Origin of the sequence: Catelliglobosispora koreensis DSM 44566 (assembly GCF_000379685.1) — a bacterium.
GTDB lineage: Bacteria > Actinomycetota > Actinomycetes > Mycobacteriales > Micromonosporaceae > Catelliglobosispora > Catelliglobosispora koreensis.
This window is the reverse complement of sequence record NZ_KB903272.1, coordinates 513,743-530,587: the sequence shown is the minus strand read 5'-3', so window position 1 is coordinate 530,587 and position 16,845 is coordinate 513,743. Positions and strand designations below refer to the sequence as shown.

Below are 16,845 nucleotides of genomic sequence, written 5' to 3'. Positions count from 1 at the left end.
TCCCAACCGGCCGCCTTTAGAGTGTCTGGATCATGGAGATCCGCTCTTCAAGCTGCTCAATCGTCGCCTGAGCGCTCGGCGGGCCGCCGCACTTGGTCCGCAGTTCGGAGTGAATCTTCCCGTGGGGCAGGCCCGTGCGGTGATGGTGTGCCGCGACGAGCGCGTTGAGCTGGCGGCGCAAGTGAATGCGCCGTTCCGCGGCCGACATGTCCCGCACCATCTCGCGCTGCGGCTGTGCCGGAGCGTCGCGTTTCGCCCGGCGTGCCTGAGCGGCCTGATCCGCCTGGCGCTTGGCTAGCAGCGTCGTGACCTGGTCAGCGCTCAGCAGACCGGGTAGTCCCAGGAACTCTTCTTCCTCAGCCGTGCCCGATTGCGCGGGCAAGCCGAAGGTCGCCCCATCGAAAATGACCTGGTCCAGCTCGGCTGTCGCCGACAGGGCCTCCCACGTCTTGGTGAGCTCGTCGCTGCCCTTTTCCGCCTTGTTGGCGCGTTCGAGCAGCTCGTCGTCAAGGCCGTCTTTGTTCTTGGGACCGCCGAGGACGTGGTCACGGGACAGTTCCATCTCACTGGCCAGGCCGAGCAGGTGCGGCACGCTGGGCACGAAGACGCTCGCGGTCTCCCCCGGCCTTCGTGCCCGCACGAACCGGCCGATCGCCTGGGCGAAATAGAGCGGGGTGGAAGCGCTCGTGGCGTAGACGCCAACGGCGAGGCGTGGAATGTCGACACCCTCGGAAACCATGCGGACCGCCACGAGCCAGCGCTTGTCCGGATCGTTGGCGAACTGCCCGATCTTGCCTGACGCTCCGGTGTCGTCGGACAGGACAACCGTCGGCTTTTCCCCGGTGACCCGTTCCAGCAGCTTCGCGTAGGCCCGTGCGGCCGTCTGATCGGAGGCGATGACCAGGCCACCGGCATCGGGGATGCCCCCGGCACGCAGCACCTGGAGCCGGGCGTCGGCCGCTTTGAGAACCTGGGGCATCCAGTCGCCAGCCGGGTCCAGAGCGGTCCGCCACGCCTGGGCGACGAGGTCCTGGGTCAGCGGCTCGCCAAGGCGGACGGCAAGTTCCTCTCCCGCCGACGTACGCCAGCGGGTCTCCCCCGAGTAGGCCAGGAAGATAACCGGCCTCACAACGCCGTCAGCGAGCGCGTCGCCGTAGCCGTAGGTCGAGTCGGCCCTTGAGCGCATCACCTCTCCAGAGCGCTCGTAGACCACGAACGGGATGGGGTTCTCATCGGAGCGGAAGGGGGTTCCGGTGAGCATGAGCCGACGCTCGGCTTGCTCATAGGCGAGCCGGACGCCCTCGCCCCAGCTGCGTGAGTCACCCGCGTGGTGGATCTCGTCGAGGATCACCAGCGTCTTGCGGGCCAGGGTCCGTCGCAAGTGGACCTGCGGAGCCATCCCCACCTGGGCATAGGTCACCACGGCGCCGTGAAAGTCTTTGCTGGTATGGATATCCGCGTTGCGGAACGCCGAGTCGAGCTGAATGCCCACGCGAGAGGCCGCTTGAGCCCATTGGAGTTTCAGGTGCTCGGTTGGGGCGACGACGGTGACCGCCTCGACGGTGCGGTCGCTGAGCAGCTCCGCGGCGATGCGCAGCGCGAAGGTCGTCTTGCCGGCGCCCGGAGTCGCGACCGCTAGGAAATCGGTGCTACGGCGCCTCAAGTACTCGAAAAGTGCCTTACGCTGCCAGGCTCTTAGTGGGGGGAAAGTTTCGAGCACGAGGAGTGAGTTTATGGCATGGCTCCGACAGCCAGTCGTTACATCGGTTTGGCGCGCGGAGCTGACCAGCGGCGATAAAGGGCCGTGAGACGCACCACGAAAATGAGCACGCCCGCTCCAATCATGTTGAGCAGGGTCACCGCTTCCAGGCGAGTCAGAATCGCGACCACGACGGCGCCAATGAGCGCGGCCAAAGCGTAGATATCGCGCTGCAGCACCACGGGGATCTCACCGACGAGCAAGTCGCGCACGAGACCGCCACCGATTCCGGTGATCATGCCGATGAGACAGGCGCCCATGGGCGGGACTCCCGCTTCGAGGGCTTTGATCGTGGCGGTGACAGTGAAAAGGGCGAGTCCAGCGGCGTCGAGGAGAAGCATCATCCGCCGCATGCGCTCGAGCCGGGCGTGCCACCAGAAAACCAGTGCTGAGGCCACTAGGGCGGTAGTCCCGTAGCGCCAGTCATAGAACGCCACGGGAGGTTTGTCGATAACGAGATCCCGCAGGATGCCACCTCCGAGGGCGGCTGCGAAGCCCACGAAAACGACACCGAACCAATCAAGTCGTTTGGCCACGCCAAGCGCGCCCCCGGAAGCGGCGAACACCGCGACGCCGGTTAAATCACCGGCTAAGAGAGCGGCCGCCGAACTGTCCACACCCGCAATCTAGTCGGACAGTGACTCGTAGATCTCTTTACACTCAGGACAGACCGGGAACCGGTTGGGATCACGTGTCGGCACCCAGACTTTGCCGCACAGGGCACGCACCGGCGTTCCCTCAACCATGGCCTGCATCAACTTGTCTTTAGGCGCATAGTGCGACAAGCGCTCATGATCACCCTCGTCGAGCCGGTAATCGACACGCTCTTCGACGACGGTGCCTGTATCTGGCGAAACAGTAGGTGTGGTCACCCGCTCATTCTCTCAGGTAAGTCCAGGAAGTCCCAAGGCGATTCGATAGCGTGGGGATCGTGCCTGAGCTGAGCATTCGCCTAAGTGATGAGGTCCGGTCGGCGCTGGCCGCGAAACAACCCGTAGTGGCGCTGGAAAGCACCATCATCTCCCACGGCCTGCCGCGTCCTGACAACCTGCGCATCGCGCGGGAAATCGAACAGACGGTCCGCGACAACGGGGCGGTTCCGGCCACGATCGGGATGCTGGACGGACAGCTGTGGGCTGGCCTGGATGACGAGGCTCTCAAGCGCCTGGCGACCAGCGAAGACGTGGTGAAGCTGTCGGTCCGGGATCTGGGGATCGCCGCCGCATCTAGCGCGGATGGCGCGACCACCGTGGCCAGCACGAGCGCGATCGCGGCTGCCATGGGCATCAAGGTCTTCGCCACGGGCGGCCTGGGCGGGGTGCACCGCGAGGCGGCCCAGACCTTCGACGAGTCGGCTGACCTGGTGACGCTCGCGCAAACCCCGATCGTCGTCGTGTCAGCGGGCGTGAAGTCCATCTTGGACGTCGGCGCGACGCTGGAACGCCTGGAAACCCTTGGTGTGGGGCTCGTTGGCTATCAGACCAAACGCTTCCCCGGGTTCTTCATCACCGACAGCGGTTTCAGCCTGGACTGGCAGGTCGACTCCGCCGAGCAGGCCGCTCAAGCCCTAAAAGCCCAAGAACAGCAGGGGGTACACCACGCCGCGCTCGTGGTGGCCAACCCGCTGCCCGAAAGCGAGCAGCTCGACACGGCTTTGCACGACCGCGTGCTCGCCGAAGGACTGTCCATCGTGGAGCGCGACCGGGTCAGCGGCAAGCAGGTCACACCGGTCCTGCTAGGGCATTTCCACTCGGCGACCGAGGGCAAGAGCCTGGAAGTGAACGTGCGCATCATCCTTCGCAACGCGGCTCTGGCCGCTCAGATCGCGGCGGCTTACGCGAAACTCGCATGATCATTACAGTCGGTGACCTCGTCACGGATGTGCTCGCGGTGCTGCGCGCACCGCTGGCCGAGGGGTCGGACACACCCGCGACGGTGCACGTGACCGGCGGTGGGCAAGCGGCTAACACTGCCGTCTGGCTGGCGCATCTGCGAGTACCAGTGATATTCGCTGGAGCGGTTGGTGATGACCAAGCTGGCCGGGACCGCCTGGCCGAGCTGCACGCGGCCGGAGTCAGCACCCAAGTCAGCGTGCGGCCGGGCGCTACCACCGGCAGCATCGTGGTCCTGACCTACCAAGGCGAACGCACCATGGTCAGCGACCGTGGCGCGAACCTTCTGCTGGCACCGTCCGATGTGGACGCGGCGATCGCTTCCGGCGGTACGCATCTTCACCTTTCTGGATACACGTTGCTGGATCAGGCTTCCCGTCCGGCGGGGCGGGCCGCGCTAGCGAGCGCCAAAGCGAGCGGTCTGCGCACGAGCGTGGACGCCGCTTCCGCGGCTCCCCTCGCCTCGGCGGAAGGCTTCCTGGAGTGGATCCGTGGCGTGGATCTGCTGATCGCCAACGCCGACGAGGCGACCGCTCTGGCGGGCGCGGGCGACCCGGCCGACCAAGCGGTGAAGATCGCCTATGCGATTGGCGGCAACGCGGTGGTGAAACTGGGCGCGCACGGGGCGCTGTGGGCGGGCCCAAAGGGGATCGTGCATCTGCCAACCGAGCCCGTCCACGTGGTTGATGCGACGGGCGCGGGTGACGCCTTCGCGGCTGGCCTGCTCGCGGCGCTGGACGCCGGAGCCGACCAGTTCAGTGCGCTGCGCGAGGGCTGCCGCCTAGGTGCCCTGGCAGTCGGCATGGTCGGTGCCAGACCTACGCCATAGAGTGGCTGTATGAAGCGCTCCCCCACGCCGATCCTGATCACGGACGCCGAGGAGAGCCAGGAGGACGAGCTCAAGCGCCGCGAAAGGCGTTACATTGCGATGATGTTGCTGCGCGCCGCCTGTGTGATTCTCGCGGTCGTCCTGGTCATGTTGCGCGTTCCGTTGCTGGGACTGTGGGTGACGCTCTGTGGGCTGGGCATGGTGCTGCTGCCGTGGTTCGCGGTGATTCTGGCCAATGACCGCCCGCCCAAAGACGAGCACCGGCTCAAGCGCTATCGCAGCAACACCCAGCAATCACACTCGCTGCCCAGTCAGCCCTCCGGCAAAGTCATCGACGGCGAGAGCTGACCGCATCAGCTCCCGGCCGACTCCGGCCATCCACAGCAGCGTCATCGCGATGACAGTCGGGTTCTTCACCGCGACGAAGACCTCTTTCGGAAACCATTGCGGCATAAGCAGTTCCGGCAACACATCGAAGATGACGAACGCGACTCCGAGCCAGGCGAACTGCAACAAGAACCTCCACAGGCTGATGTCGATGCCAGCGGTAAACAACCGCCAGCGCTCCTTCCCCGATAGTGGCCCAAACTCGGCCACCATGAGCCGCAGCAGCAGATAGACCAGCAACACGCGTGCGGCCATGGTGAGCGCCTCGGATCCCCAGGACACAGGGGCGGGCAAGACATCACCGAACCGGATCACAAAGAACCGCTGTGCCGTCGGGATGAGCGACAGCCCGAAGACCAGCCAAAAGTGCCGGGCGTAGAAGCGCAGCGCCCATCTCAGAGCGGCACCACCCAGCTTCAAGGACGACGAAATCATTTCACCAAGCTAAACTATTCACGTTAGTGAAGCAATTGGAGCGGGAACTAAAGTGGCGCACGTGACCGACTTCGGATGGGAGCTCAGCACCGCGATCGTGCTGTTTCACGAGGCCATCGCACGAAAACTGGGGCTGAACGCCGCCGAGCACAAGGCGCTCGGGCTGATCATCCGCAACGGGCCGATGCCAGCCGGAGCGTTAGCACCGCTTCTCGGCGTGGGAGCCAGCGCGGTAACGGGAATCGTTGACCGGCTCGAACGCGCGGGTTACGTCACGCGCGACGTTGACCCGGCGGACCGCCGGCGGGTGCTGGTCTCTGCCGCGCCTGAGAAAGCGCCTGACCTCACGGGCATTTTCGAGCGTCTGGGCCACGACATGTGGGCCTTCATGGCCAAATACGGCGAGCAAGAGCGCGCGGTCATCCAGGACTACGTCACGAACACGATCCGCGTGGTCAATGACCAGATCGCCTTGCTCGTCGCGGAAGAGGCTAAACGAGGCGCACCCTAACGCGTCTATTCGCCTTGCCTTTGCTCTCGACCTTCACGACCTGAAGCTTGCCGATCTGCGCTGTCGACGCGACGTGGGTGCCGCCGTCGGCCTGCACATCGAGCCCGACGATGTCGACGATGCGGATCTCGGTCTCGTCAGCGGGGATCAGATTGGATTGGGTGCGGATGATGTCCGGCAATGCCAAGGCTTCTTCGCGTTCCAGCACTTTGGTGACCACGCGACGGTCTTCCAGTACTTCGCGGTTGACGAGCTCTTCGAGCCGCGCTTTGAAGTCGGCCGGCACTTCAGGAAGGTTGAAGTCCATGCGAGCCTCGCCCGGCTCCATATTGCCGCCGGTCACGAGAGCGCCGAAGTCGCGGAACACGACTCCGCAAAGGACATGCAGCCCGGAATGGGTGCGCATGAGCAGTGTGCGGCGGGTGTCTTCGATCGCTCCAGCCACGACGGTGCCCACGGGCGGAAGCGGGTCTCCCTCTTCTGGAATCAGGTAGAGGTCGTCACCTTTACGGGTGCCAGCGATCCGGGTCTGCACGCCTTGCCACAACAGGACTCCGTGGTCTGGCGGCTGCCCACCACCACCGGGATAAAACGCTGACCGGTCAAGGACAATGCCCTCGGCATCGGAATGAACGACCGTGCACGTCCACTCGCGCAGGGTCGGGTCAGCTAAATCAAGACGTTCGGTGCGGCCGTGATGCGTGACTCCCATGCGGGAACTCTAATCCCCGCATGGGAGTCAGCGTGTTAGCCGAGGCTGCCGTCAGAGGAGAAGACGAGGCCCAGCGAAGCGGCACCGGTCTTGATCGCGGTCTTGCTCTGCGGTCCGCCAGCGTCGGTTTGCTTGAACTCACCGAACGTAATGCCGTACTTGTCCTTGAGGCCAAGCTGGCAGAACGGCCGCTGTGGGCACTCTGGTGGTCCGGTCAGGATCGAAGCCGTGCCACTGCACTTGGCGGCGAAGTCAGACAGCGTCTTGACGCCGTTCTTGTCGGCGAACGCCTTGGTGACCGCGAACGCGTTCTGGTCCTGTGCCGCGGACGGCTTGCCCGCGGAAAGGCCCAGCGGGCCGCCAAGCTCGTTGAGCGCCTTGACGGTCGCGTCGACGTCACCGGTCGCCTTGGGCGCGGCCGACTTGCCGTTGACCTTCTGGTTCAGGAACTCGGTCATGGTCGCCGCATATTCCGGGAAGACCTGGACCTCGCCGCGCTCGAGAGCCGGCTCGTAAACCTCGCGGCTGCCCACGGTCTGCACGGTGGCGTCATAGCCGGCCGCGACCAGGGCGATCTTGTAGAGCTCCGCGAGCGTCTGGCTCTCGGGGAAGTTGGCCGCGCCGACCTTGATCGCGCCGCCGGATCCCTTGGCGATGCCGTTGGTGAGCCCGGAAGCGGTGGCGAACTCTTGCGCCGCCTGCACCGAGGACTTGCGGTCAATATCCGTCGCCTTGTTGAGGGCGATGAGTTTCGTCGTATCAAGCGCCGCGCCAACCTTGTCCACCGCCGCGACCGCCTCAGGGGCGACCGACTTGGTGTTGTAGACGGCAACGACGTTGTCAGCGTTTTGCAGTTTCTTGTCGTCGGTGAGCACCACGAGCTGCTCACCGGCGACCGGGGCACAGCCCGCGCCCGCGGCGTTGCTCTGCGGAGCTTCGGTGCCTGATGATCCCGATTGGCCGCAGGCGGCGAGCACACCGGCCGTGGCCAGGGCAAGCAGCGCTATCGGCGCCTTTCGAGGGATAAGTCGCATTTCTTCGCCTTCTGTGTCCCGGCACCTAAGCGCCGCGTGTCCGACTGATCATGGATTGCCGATCTTCCGCATTCTCCCATTAGGCAGCGACATTTTGCCGGCGTAATGGTTTCGGGGTTACCCAGCGTTGCACTAAAGCAAGCACCCCGTCGGCGACAAGACATAGAGCGGCCACGAGTATTCCCCCGGCCAGGATCTGATCCCCACCCGATGCCATTCCGAGACCAAAGCCCCGACTGATGATCATGCCGAGCCCACCGCCATTGACGAACGCCGCTAGCGTCGCGGTGGCGAGCACCTGCACCGCCGCCGTCCGGAAGCCCAGGGCCAGGTATGGAATGGACAACGGAAGCTCCACTTTGGTCAGCACCTGCCACGGCGACAGGCCCATGCCCTTAGCGGCCTCACGCACGCCGGGATCGACCTGACGCACGCCGAGATAGGCGTTGGCCAATAGCGGCGGAATGGCGAAGATGGTCAGCGCCAGGATGATGGGGCGCTGGCCAAAGCCGATCGCAGCGATGAGCGGAAATATCGTGAGGAGGGCCACGACCGGGATGGCACGCGTCAGATTCGCGAACGCCACCATGATCCCGCCACCCTTGCCGATGTGGCCGAGCCAGAGCCCGAGCGGCCACGCCAGCACACACGCGAGGAGCACCGATGCCGCCGAAATCCACAGGTGCTCCTGCAGCAGCTGCGCGATCCCACCCCGGATCGTCCAGTTAAGAGGATCGTTCAGCCAGACGAAGGCGTCGCTCAACACGTTCATGCTGTCCTCCTCTTGCGGGCCCAGGGCATGAGCAGCCAGCCCACGAAGATGAGCAGCAGATCGAGCACGAGCGCCAGGGCGACCGTCAGCAGTGAGGCCGTCATGATCTGCGCACGGTAGAAGTTGGTGCGGAACCCGAGCAGGATGAGGTTGCCGAGCCCGCCGATGCCCACGATTTCGCCGACCGTCACGAGGGCGACGGTGCTCACGGTCGCGATCCGCAAGCCCGTCATGATGCTCGGCAGCGCGATGGGCAACTCGATGCGGCGCAACATTCCCATTTTGGAGTACCCCATACCCCGCGCCACTTCCTGGACTTCCGAAGGCACCTGCTGGAAGCCCGTCAGCGTGTTGCGCAGGATCAGGATCAGCGCGTAGAGCACGAGTCCGATCAGGACGGTCCGCACGGATAACCCGGTGAACGGGGCCAGGAAAGCGAAAAGCGCCAGCGACGGAATGGTGTACAGCGTGGCGGTCGCCGCGAGCGTCGGGGTCGCCAGCCACGGCACCCGGTAGGCCAGCACAGCCAGCGGAATGCCGACCGCCGCCGCGATGAGGACTGCCGCTACGGTGAGGAGGATATGCTCTTGCAGCGCAGCCAGCAGCGAATCAACGTTGTTTTCGACATAGCTCCACGAGAACCATGGATTCGGCGGAGAGGACACACATGAACGCTACCGCTACCGCCACCATCAGGCTGGACAAGGTCCGCAAGGAATTTGGATCGACCGTCGCCGTCGGTGAGCTGAGCCTGGAGATCGAAGCAGGCGAACTCGTCATGCTGATTGGACCGTCCGGGTGCGGCAAGTCCACGGTGCTGCGCATGATTAACCGGCTGATCGAGCCGACCTCAGGCCGGATGTATCTGGGCAGTGATGAGATCACCGCCGCTGACCCGGTCGCGTTGCGGCGCCGCATCGGTTATGTCATCCAAAACGTGGGACTCTTTCCACATCAGACGATCCACGACAACGTGGCGACCGTGCCGCGCCTGGTGGGCTGGGATAAGGCCCGCACCAACGCCCGTGTCGACGAGCTGCTGACGCTCGTGGGGCTGGAGCCGCAACGGTTCGCCAAGCGTTACCCGCATGAGCTGTCCGGCGGTCAGCGCCAGCGCGTCGGCGTGGCCCGGGCACTGGCCGCCGACCCGGTCGTGCTCCTGATGGATGAGCCTTTCAGCGCGGTCGACCCGATCGTGCGCGGCCGTCTCCAGGACGAATTCCTGCGCCTGCAGGCGACGGTGGGCAAGACGATCGTCTTCGTGACGCATGACGTTGACGAGGCGGTCCGCCTCGGAGACCGCATCGCGGTGCTGTCCGAGGGCGGCAAGCTGGAGCAATACGCCACTCCCGCGGAGCTGCTGTCCAAACCGGCCAATAGCTTCGTGGCCGATTTCGTGGGCGCTGACCGTGGCATCAAGCGCCTCGCTGTCACGACGATCCCGACCGCGGGGCTGTCCGCGGCCGACCCGGCCGGGCCGGTCGTCAACAGCACGGAAACGCTGCGCGACGCGCTGGCGGCCCTGCTCGAAGGCACCACCGGCACCGTGAACGTGCAGCGTGACGGTCAGCTCCTGGGCTCATTGTCGATTGAAGACATCTACACCACCCTTCGCGCGGCCGCCGCCTGACTTAGGCTGACAGTTATGGCCGAACGCGTGGACGTTGTCGTTGCTGGGCTCGGGGTCGCAGGCGAGGAAGTGGCCGGCAAGCTGGCCGAGGCGGGACTTTCCGTCATCGGGATTGAGGGACGGCTCGTGGGCGGGGAATGCCCCTACTACGGGTGCGTTCCCAGCAAGATGATGATCCGGGCGGCGAATCTGCTCGCTGAAGGCCGCCGCATCCCGGGCATGGCCGGAGCCTGCGAGATCAGCCCCAGCTGGGAGCCGGTAGCCACGCGCATTCGGGATGAGGCGACCGACAACTGGGACGACAAGGTCGCCGTCGACCGGTTCACCGGCAAGGGTGGCCGTTTCGTGCGTGGCTGGGCCAAGCTCGACGGCCCCGGGCGAGTCCTCGTCGGCGACGACGTTTTCGAGGCGACCCGGGCGGTCGTCATCGGGACGGGCACCTCGCCAGCCATTCCGCCGATCGAAGGCTTATCTGGTACCCCCTATTGGTCTAACCGGGAGGCGGTCGCGGCCACCCAGGCGCCCGAATCCCTGCTGGTCCTCGGCGGTGGGGCGATTGGTTTGGAGCTCGCGCAGGCGTTCTCGCGGTTCGGCTCGGCGGTGACCATCGTCGAGGCTCTCGACCGCATCGCCGCGGCGGAGGAGCCGGAAACCTCCGCCATGCTGGCCAAAGCCCTTGGTGCGGAAGGGATTCAGATCAGCACGGGCAACGGCGTCAAGGCGGTCAGCTACGACGACGGCCGGTTCACGCTGACCCTCAATGACGGGCAGACCCTGAGCGGCGAGAAGCTGCTGGTGGCCACGGGACGCAAGACCGAGCTGGGCAACATCGGCGCTGAAACCGTTGGCCTGAACCCGAAAGCACGCTTCATTGAAGTGGACGGCCGCATGCGCGCTGGCGAAAAGCTTTGGGCGGTCGGCGATGTGACCGGCAAGGGCGCCTTCACCCACATGGCCATGTACCAGGCTGGCATCGCCATTCGCGACATCCTCGGCCAGGAAGGCCCGCCCGCGGACTACCGCACGGTGCCCCGCGTGACGTTCACCGACCCCGAGGTCGGCTCGGCCGGCATCACCGAAGCCCAAGCACGCGAACGCGGGCTGACCGTCCAAACTGGAATCAGCCAGACCTCGTCGTCAGCCCGGGGCTGGATTCACAAAGCTGGCAACGAGGGGTTCATCAAACTTGTGGCCGACGCTGATCGCGGTGTGCTCGTCGGCGCGACGGCCTCCGGCCCGGCCGGCGGTGAAGTGCTTGGCGCGCTTACGGTCGCGATTCACGGTGAAGTTCCGGTGGAGAAGCTGCGTCACATGATCTATGCGTACCCGACATTCCACCGTGGTATCGAAGACGCCCTGCGCGATCTAAAATAGACACTAGTGACTACCCTATATCGCGATGATCAAGTGCTGGTAACCACGACTCTGCTCCGCATCGACAGCCGAAGCTGGCGTCTAGCCGACCTGGAGTATGTCTGGCACAAGGAAACCCGCCCTGACTGGCGGGTGGTCAGCAGGCGCGCCAGCCGTGGCCTGCTGAATGTGTTGCTCATTTTGTCCCTGTTCGCCGGCGTCATTGTCCTGATAGCGGTCGGTTCCGCGGCCTACCTGGAGCTGCAGCTGGGTTTCCCGCGCAATACCCTGATCGCGGTCGCCATCTTGCTCCTGCTGGCCGGTCTAGTGCCCCTGGCCTGGGAATGGGCACTGAGCAAAGTGGACGATACCTACGATAAGGGCGACTCTATCTATGAGATGTGGGCCCGCACCCACGGCGCTGAATTAATGCTGCTACGGTCTAACGACTTAACCCGGTTCAGCAAGATCTACCGGGCGGTACAGCGGGCGCTGGAGGAGGCATGACGTTTGCAGCCGTGCGGGCCACCCCGGCTGCGCGGATCCGGGTGGTGGACACGGTCGTCGCCGCGTTCGCCGAGGACCCCGCCTTCAATTACTTCTTCGATAAAGACGACTTCCGCGCTCAGGCGGCCGCCTTGGCTGGCTACCTGTTCGACAAGCGGGTCATCGACGGCAATGTCTGGGTTATCGACGGCGGGCTGTCCGTGTCCATGTGGGACAGCCCCGATGCTGACCCGCCTTATATGAGCCTGCCGCTGCCCGAGCATGTTGTCGACCGCATAAGCGACTTCGAGGCGTCCGTCAGTCATTTCCTGCCCGCCGAGCCATACTGGTACCTCGGGGTGCTGGCGACACACCCAGCTCACGCTGGCAACCGCTGGGGGCGCCAGACCATGCAAGCCGGGCTGGACGAAGCCGCCAAAGACGAGCTGCCCGCCTATCTGGAAACCGCTACCCCAGGCAACCTCGACCTTTACCGCCGGTCAGGCTGGAGCATCGTCGGCGAAACCAAGACCCCGATCCCCGCGTGGGTCATGCGCAAGGATCCTTAGCCCTTCGCGGCCTTGGCCTCGGCTTTCATCTGCTTCTTGAACTCGCGCACCTTAGCCAGTGAATTGGCGTCGACGATGTCGGCCACGGAGCGCAATGAGCCATCGGTGCCGTAGTCGCCCGCGGCTTCCCGCCAGCCGTCAAGCGCAAGCCCGAACTGCTTGCCCAGCAAGGCGATGAAGATCTGCGCCTTCTGCTTGCCGAAGCCGGGCAGTTTGCTAAGTCGCTGGAACAGATCCTTGCCATCCTTGGCTTCGGTCCAGACCTTCGCCGCGTCACCGTCGTAGTCATCGGCGATGGCCCGGCACAGCTTCTGCGTGCGCTCGGCCATCGAACCGGGAAAGCGGTGAATCGCTGGCACGGTGGCGAAAAGTTCACTGAACGTTTGCGCGTCGTGGTCGGCGATCGTGGCGGCGTCTAGCTTCTTCACACCCAGGCGGGTCGCCAGCACGTAGGGCCCCTTGAACGCCTTCTCCAGCGGAATCTGCTGGTCCAGCAACATGCCGATCATCAGCGCGAGCGGGTCCTTCGCCAGCATGTCATCGGCTGGCTTCTCCTGCGCGATCCACAACTTCGCCATGGTCACAGCATGCCAGACGTCTCTGCGGGCCCTTAGCCGCTCACAAAAGGCAGGCAGCGATCGAGCTTCAGCCTCTCGTTGGCGGCTTGCCACTCGGGCATCACCGTCGTGGTCATGTTCGTCATGCGGTCGCTGACCCGCTGCATCGTGTCGAGGTCGGCCTGACCCAGCTGATAGGACGCCATCACCGTGCCGAATTCGCCGAAAGTCGAGGCGATCTCATCTGTCGCGGCCAGGAACTCATTGAGATCGTCTCGCGGCATGTCCTCGGGCACTTCGATCGCCCGCAGATCGACGCCGAGCCGGCGAAACGCCCTGGCCAGCTCGCTGACGGAGTTCGTGGCCTCGGCCATCTGCGCGTTGACCTGGCCCGGTGCTGGCATGTTCTGCATCGCCTGAGCGACCTTCAGCATCGAGCCCGTGAGCGTGTGCTCCACATCGGCCAGCGACCGTTCACAGGTGATGTTCGCCTTCTCCCGCCATTGCTCAGCGGTATAAGGATCGGGCCTGTCGATCACGGCGAACCAGGTCGCGGTAACCGTCGCCACGAGCGAGACCACACCCGCCAGCACCTTTACCGTGGTGCTCCAGCCGCTGCTTTGCCCCGGCTGCGCCTGGTATCCCACGGGCACCCAGAACACCCAGTTTGGCGGAGCCGCAGGCCACGAGGGATCCGGCTGCCAGTTCTGCGGTGGAACCCATCCGTCCGGCGGCACGGGCCAGCCCGGAGGAGCATTGAATTTCCACGATTGGTTGCTGGCCACGCGGTCATGCTAGGGGCGCCCGTCATGAACCCGCTTCCGTCAATGCGTCCCCACTTACCCCGAAACGGCCGAGGGCTAGAGGTCTAACAGGACGGTACGAGGACCGACGTTGACGCTTTCGACGAGCATGTGGGCGCGGAACCGTCCTGTTTCGACGGTCGCGCCGCGGGCACGCAGGGCCTCAGCGAAGGTGGTTACGAGGGGCTCGGCGATCTCGGCGGGAGCGGCGGCTTGCCAGGTGGGGCGGCGGCCCTTGCGGGCGTCGCCGTAGAGGGTGAACTGGCTGACCACGAGCACGGGCGCGCCAACGTCGGACGCGGACAACTCGCCGTCGAGGATGCGAAGCTCAAAAACTTTGCGTGCCATGGTTTCCGCTGTGGAGACGGTGTCGTCGTGGGTGACCCCGAGCAAAACGAGCAGGCCATCTTTGATCTCGCCGGTGACCTCGCCGTCCACGGTCACGCTCGCCCGGCTGACCGTTTGGACTACGGCTCGCATGGCACCAGCATCCCACGCTCGACGAGGTGCGCCGCGACCCCGGTGAGCACGCGTTCGAGCTCGTCGGCCGGTGCCTCGTGGGCGATGGCGAGCAGCTCGATCTGGTCCCGCAGCGTCAGCGAACCGTCGCATCCGGACACCAGCGCCAGGATCAGCGGATCAACTTCTTCCACCCAGCGCAATCCGGTGCCCATGGCGAGCAGTTGCTGGGTCACTTCCCAGCCGCCGGCACCCATGCTCGCCTCTTGGCGCAGCTGCAAACCAGGGTCCACCCGGAACCGGCTCTTGCTGACATCGTTGGCACGCAACCAATCCTGGCGGCCGAACCACTCCTGAACCCGGTCGCCTAGCGGCTGAACCACTTGCTGGCGCAGGTCTTCGCACACCACGACGGGATTGTCGTGACCGCTGCGGCGGGCCGTGATCAGGCCGAACCCGACCGCGGTGATGTCGTGTTCATCCATCCAGTCGAGCCACTGGGCGGTCCGCTGCGGGTCGAAATCCTCGCTGGCATCGGTGAGCCAAAGCCGCACGTAGTCAAGCGGGTCCTGCACTTCACGCTGGATCGCCCACAGGTCAAGACCGGTTCCGGCGAACCAGCCCGCGACGCGGTCTTCCCAGTGCTCCCCCGCGATGTGCATCCAGTTGGCCAGGAACTGAATCGTGCCATCCTCTTCGAGCAGATCTGGGCGGCGGCGGCTAGTTCCGCGCACACGCCATCGCCGGCCCGGCCCGAATCACGGTAGGTGTGAGTCGCGAGACCGGAGCCCACGACGAACGGTGGATTGCTGACGACCAGGTCGAACCGTCGTCCTTGGACGGGCGCGAGCAAGTCTCCTTGCAGCAGTTCCCATTCCAGGCCGTTAAGAGCCGCGTTAGCCGCCGCGAAGCGAAGCGCCCGCGGTGACAGATCCGTAGCCGTGACGGCTGAAGCGTGCTGTGACAAATGCAAAGCCTGTACTCCGCAGCCCGTCCCCAAATCCAGCGCTGTCCGAACAGGACGCCGGATCGTGGCCGAGGTCAGCGTGCTGGACGCGCCGCCCACCCCGAGCACGTGGTCGGCGGGCAGTTGCCGTCCCGGGATGGCGGGCAGGTCGGCCAGGACCCACCAGTCGCCATACGGGTCAAGGTCGACACCGGCCTGGTTGCCCGAGATGAGCCCGGACGACCGCGCGACGCTAAGCGGCAGCGGAGCTAACGCCGCCTCAATCTCGGCGTCGGAAGCGGTGACCCCGCAGACGAAAAGCCGGATCAGGGTGTCGAGCGGGCCGCCGCCTTCCGTCGCGAGCAAGGCCTGACGATAGTCGTCACGGCCCGCCGCGGCGGTGGCCTCCGCCCCGATGTGCGCCCGGATTCCGTCGCCCGTGAAACCCGCGTCCTGTAGCGCTCTTCGCAGTTTGCGCACATCCTCAACACCCATTTGCACAGGTCAACTGTAAGCTGCCGCGTTATGAGCCAGATCTGGTACCACTGGCACCGGGTGTGGATATACGTCGCGCTGCTGGTCCCGCTGGCTGTCGTGGCCACGATGATCCTCGCCAGGCTTCGCCCGTCGCGCAGTTTGCGCCACTCGATCGGTGAAGTGGGCATGGTCCTGGGCACGCTGCCGTGGGTGTGGATGATCCTGACGCCGATGAAGCTGCCGCCCGGCGCGCGGACCGTTTACTTGATCCCGCTAACCGACCTCTACAAGCAGTTCGAGATCGGCATGGGTTTCTGGGTCTTTCAGATCGGCGGCAACCTGATGGTGCTGTTCGCGCTGGGCTTCTTCGCCCGCCTGCGCTTCCCGGATCGCGCTAAACCCTTGGTGCTGCTGGGTTTTGGCGGGCTGTTCTCGCTCACGCTCGAACTGCTTCAGCACGCGTTCACGGGCGGGCGCGTGTTCAGTGTGGACGATGTTCTGCTCAACGCTGCCGGTTGCGCCCTTGGGAGCCTCACTCAGCCGCTTTTAGCCAAGGCAGGTTCAGCTCTTCGGCCGTCCGGTGAGCTAGCGCCTTAAGCTCGGCCACCTCGGGGTCGCCCTCGGGCAGGATGTGGGTCAGCGCGATTTGAGCGGCGGCGACCTGTGGGCGGGCTCCAAGCGAAGCGCGCAGGGCGAGCGAGCGCCGGGCACCGGCGAGGGCGGCCGCGCGGTCCGTTTCGAGAAGGTGGAAGGCCTCGTGACGGACCACATAGGACTCGAGATAGGGATCGTCGCCCATCAGCGAACGCGCGCGGGCGTAGGCGGCCTGTGCCTCTAATGGGCGCTCATGCACATTGTCGAGCACGACTCCGGACCAGAACGCCGCCCAGGCACCCTCGGTGGAAGAGAACACCGCCAGCTCATCGATCTCAAGCGGATTGTTCTTGAGCTGGAAAAGCTTGTGGAAGTACGAAATCCGCGCCAGCAGCACGTCGCGCAATGACGCCGAGTCCAGTGCGCGGGCCGCCGCGATGGCCTCGTCAACGCCCACGTTCTGCCAGAAGAACCGCTCGGCCAGGATCTCGGCCCGGATCTCCGGGAAGCCCTCGGCCTGGGTCAGCGCCAGATCCCACTGGCCGGCCCGCTGCAGGTAGAGAGCCGCCGCGGTTGAGGGGTGGGCTAAGTAGGTAGCATCATGCATCATGGTGCCTACACTGACATGAAGAGAGGTAGG

The 16,845-nt window shown here is 65.1% G+C and carries 20 protein-coding genes and 2 pseudogenes; 9 read left to right on the top strand and 13 right to left on the bottom strand.

The genetic code is table 11. The features are described 5' to 3' along the window. Positions 1–16: 16 nt before the first annotated feature. The 3 genes from A3E1_RS0125230 to A3E1_RS0125220 are packed head-to-tail and all read right to left on the bottom strand — an operon-like array spanning position 17 to position 2,631. Positions 17–1,720 (bottom strand): DEAD/DEAH box helicase, encoded by a 1,704-nt coding sequence (locus tag A3E1_RS0125230; protein WP_245571361.1) that lies wholly within the window; start codon positions 1,718–1,720, stop codon positions 17–19. 38 nt (positions 1,721–1,758) lie between these two features. Then, positions 1,759–2,376, bottom strand: coding sequence for a trimeric intracellular cation channel family protein (locus tag A3E1_RS0125225; RefSeq protein WP_020523573.1), 618 nt, complete (start codon positions 2,374–2,376; stop codon positions 1,759–1,761). Positions 2,377–2,385: 9 nt separating this feature from the next. Beyond that, on the bottom strand, positions 2,386–2,631 hold the full coding sequence (locus A3E1_RS0125220; protein WP_020523572.1) for a DUF3039 domain-containing protein: 246 nt from the start codon (positions 2,629–2,631) through the stop codon (positions 2,386–2,388). Positions 2,632–2,690: 59 nt separating this feature from the next. On the opposite strand from A3E1_RS0125220, the gene A3E1_RS0125215 reads away from it, so the two are divergent. The 3 genes from A3E1_RS0125215 to A3E1_RS0125205 are packed head-to-tail and all read left to right on the top strand — an operon-like array spanning position 2,691 to position 4,828. Next, complete coding sequence (locus A3E1_RS0125215) at positions 2,691–3,611, top strand: pseudouridine-5'-phosphate glycosidase (RefSeq protein ID WP_040391762.1); 921 nt, start codon at positions 2,691–2,693, stop codon at positions 3,609–3,611. Beyond that, positions 3,608–4,480, top strand: a complete 873-nt coding sequence (locus A3E1_RS0125210; protein WP_020523570.1) for a carbohydrate kinase family protein — start codon at positions 3,608–3,610, stop codon at positions 4,478–4,480. The genes A3E1_RS0125215 and A3E1_RS0125210 overlap by 4 nt, the downstream gene beginning before the upstream one ends. A 9-nt stretch (positions 4,481–4,489) precedes the next feature. Continuing rightward, positions 4,490–4,828 carry a DUF3099 domain-containing protein gene (locus A3E1_RS0125205; RefSeq protein ID WP_020523569.1) on the top strand — a complete coding sequence of 113 codons (339 nt, stop codon included), beginning with the start codon at positions 4,490–4,492 and terminating at the stop codon, positions 4,826–4,828. Here the strand turns inward: A3E1_RS0125205 and A3E1_RS41950 are convergent. Beyond that, on the bottom strand, positions 4,775–5,302 hold the full coding sequence (locus tag A3E1_RS41950) for a hypothetical protein (protein ID WP_020523568.1): 528 nt from the start codon (positions 5,300–5,302) through the stop codon (positions 4,775–4,777). The genes A3E1_RS0125205 and A3E1_RS41950 overlap by 54 nt on opposite strands. A gap of 61 nt (positions 5,303–5,363) precedes the next feature. Between A3E1_RS41950 and A3E1_RS0125195 the strand changes: the two genes are divergently transcribed. Further along, on the top strand, positions 5,364–5,813 hold the full coding sequence (locus tag A3E1_RS0125195; RefSeq protein WP_211215978.1) for a MarR family transcriptional regulator: 450 nt from the start codon (positions 5,364–5,366) through the stop codon (positions 5,811–5,813). Here A3E1_RS0125195 and A3E1_RS0125190 read toward each other — a convergent pair. The 4 genes and pseudogenes from A3E1_RS0125190 to A3E1_RS0125175 all read right to left on the bottom strand — a co-directional run bounded on the left by A3E1_RS0125190 (position 5,794) and on the right by A3E1_RS0125175 (position 8,996). Next, positions 5,794–6,525, bottom strand: a complete 732-nt coding sequence (locus tag A3E1_RS0125190) for an alanyl-tRNA editing protein (RefSeq protein ID WP_020523566.1) — start codon at positions 6,523–6,525, stop codon at positions 5,794–5,796. The genes A3E1_RS0125195 and A3E1_RS0125190 overlap by 20 nt on opposite strands. A gap of 35 nt (positions 6,526–6,560) precedes the next feature. Then, a pseudogene (locus A3E1_RS0125185) lies at positions 6,561–7,584 on the bottom strand (glycine betaine ABC transporter substrate-binding protein). 54 nt (positions 7,585–7,638) lie between these two features. Beyond that, a complete protein-coding gene (locus A3E1_RS0125180) occupies positions 7,639–8,331 on the bottom strand; it encodes an ABC transporter permease (RefSeq protein WP_020523564.1) in 693 nt (230 codons plus the stop codon). After that, positions 8,328–8,996, bottom strand: a complete 669-nt coding sequence (locus tag A3E1_RS0125175; protein WP_020523563.1) for an ABC transporter permease — start codon at positions 8,994–8,996, stop codon at positions 8,328–8,330. The genes A3E1_RS0125180 and A3E1_RS0125175 overlap by 4 nt, the downstream gene beginning before the upstream one ends. Here A3E1_RS0125175 and A3E1_RS0125170 point away from each other — a divergent pair. From A3E1_RS0125170 to A3E1_RS0125155, 4 genes are read left to right on the top strand one after another with little or no spacing between them, the layout of a single operon-like run. Then, a complete protein-coding gene (locus A3E1_RS0125170; protein ID WP_407637388.1) occupies positions 8,975–9,961 on the top strand; it encodes an ABC transporter ATP-binding protein in 987 nt (328 codons plus the stop codon). The genes A3E1_RS0125175 and A3E1_RS0125170 overlap by 22 nt on opposite strands. 15 nt (positions 9,962–9,976) lie before the next feature. After that, complete coding sequence (locus A3E1_RS0125165; protein WP_020523561.1) at positions 9,977–11,335, top strand: dihydrolipoyl dehydrogenase family protein; 1,359 nt, start codon at positions 9,977–9,979, stop codon at positions 11,333–11,335. Positions 11,336–11,341: 6 nt separating this feature from the next. After that, the gene (locus tag A3E1_RS0125160; RefSeq protein ID WP_020523560.1) at positions 11,342–11,821 is read left to right on the top strand and encodes a DUF6232 family protein; all 480 of its coding nucleotides are present in this window, start codon (positions 11,342–11,344) and stop codon (positions 11,819–11,821) included. Continuing rightward, entirely contained in the window at positions 11,818–12,369 is a 552-nt protein-coding gene (locus A3E1_RS0125155; RefSeq protein WP_020523559.1) for a GNAT family N-acetyltransferase, read from the top strand. The genes A3E1_RS0125160 and A3E1_RS0125155 overlap by 4 nt, the downstream gene beginning before the upstream one ends. Here A3E1_RS0125155 and A3E1_RS0125150 read toward each other — a convergent pair. The 4 genes and pseudogenes from A3E1_RS0125150 to A3E1_RS41945 form a co-directional block, all read right to left on the bottom strand. Continuing rightward, the gene (locus A3E1_RS0125150; protein ID WP_026208826.1) at positions 12,366–12,947 is read right to left on the bottom strand and encodes an HhH-GPD-type base excision DNA repair protein; all 582 of its coding nucleotides are present in this window, start codon (positions 12,945–12,947) and stop codon (positions 12,366–12,368) included. The two genes, A3E1_RS0125155 and A3E1_RS0125150, sit on opposite strands and share 4 nt — an antisense overlap. Before the next feature lie 32 nt (positions 12,948–12,979). Then, positions 12,980–13,711, bottom strand: a complete 732-nt coding sequence (locus tag A3E1_RS0125145; RefSeq protein WP_020523557.1) for a hypothetical protein — start codon at positions 13,709–13,711, stop codon at positions 12,980–12,982. Between the two features lie 75 nt (positions 13,712–13,786). After that, a complete protein-coding gene (gene dtd / locus A3E1_RS0125140; RefSeq protein WP_020523556.1) occupies positions 13,787–14,209 on the bottom strand; it encodes a D-aminoacyl-tRNA deacylase in 423 nt (140 codons plus the stop codon). After that, positions 14,197–15,629 (bottom strand): annotated as a pseudogene (locus tag A3E1_RS41945) (DUF7782 domain-containing protein). Before A3E1_RS41945 ends, dtd begins: the two are co-directional and overlap by 13 nt. A 30-nt stretch (positions 15,630–15,659) precedes the next feature. Between A3E1_RS41945 and A3E1_RS41940 the strand changes: the two are divergent. Beyond that, positions 15,660–16,208, top strand: coding sequence for a VanZ family protein (locus A3E1_RS41940; RefSeq protein ID WP_020523555.1), 549 nt, complete (start codon positions 15,660–15,662; stop codon positions 16,206–16,208). Here the strand turns inward: A3E1_RS41940 and A3E1_RS45050 are convergent. After that, the gene (locus tag A3E1_RS45050) at positions 16,144–16,815 is read right to left on the bottom strand and encodes a hypothetical protein (protein ID WP_020523554.1); all 672 of its coding nucleotides are present in this window, start codon (positions 16,813–16,815) and stop codon (positions 16,144–16,146) included. The genes A3E1_RS41940 and A3E1_RS45050 overlap by 65 nt on opposite strands. Positions 16,816–16,845 lie beyond the last annotated feature (30 nt).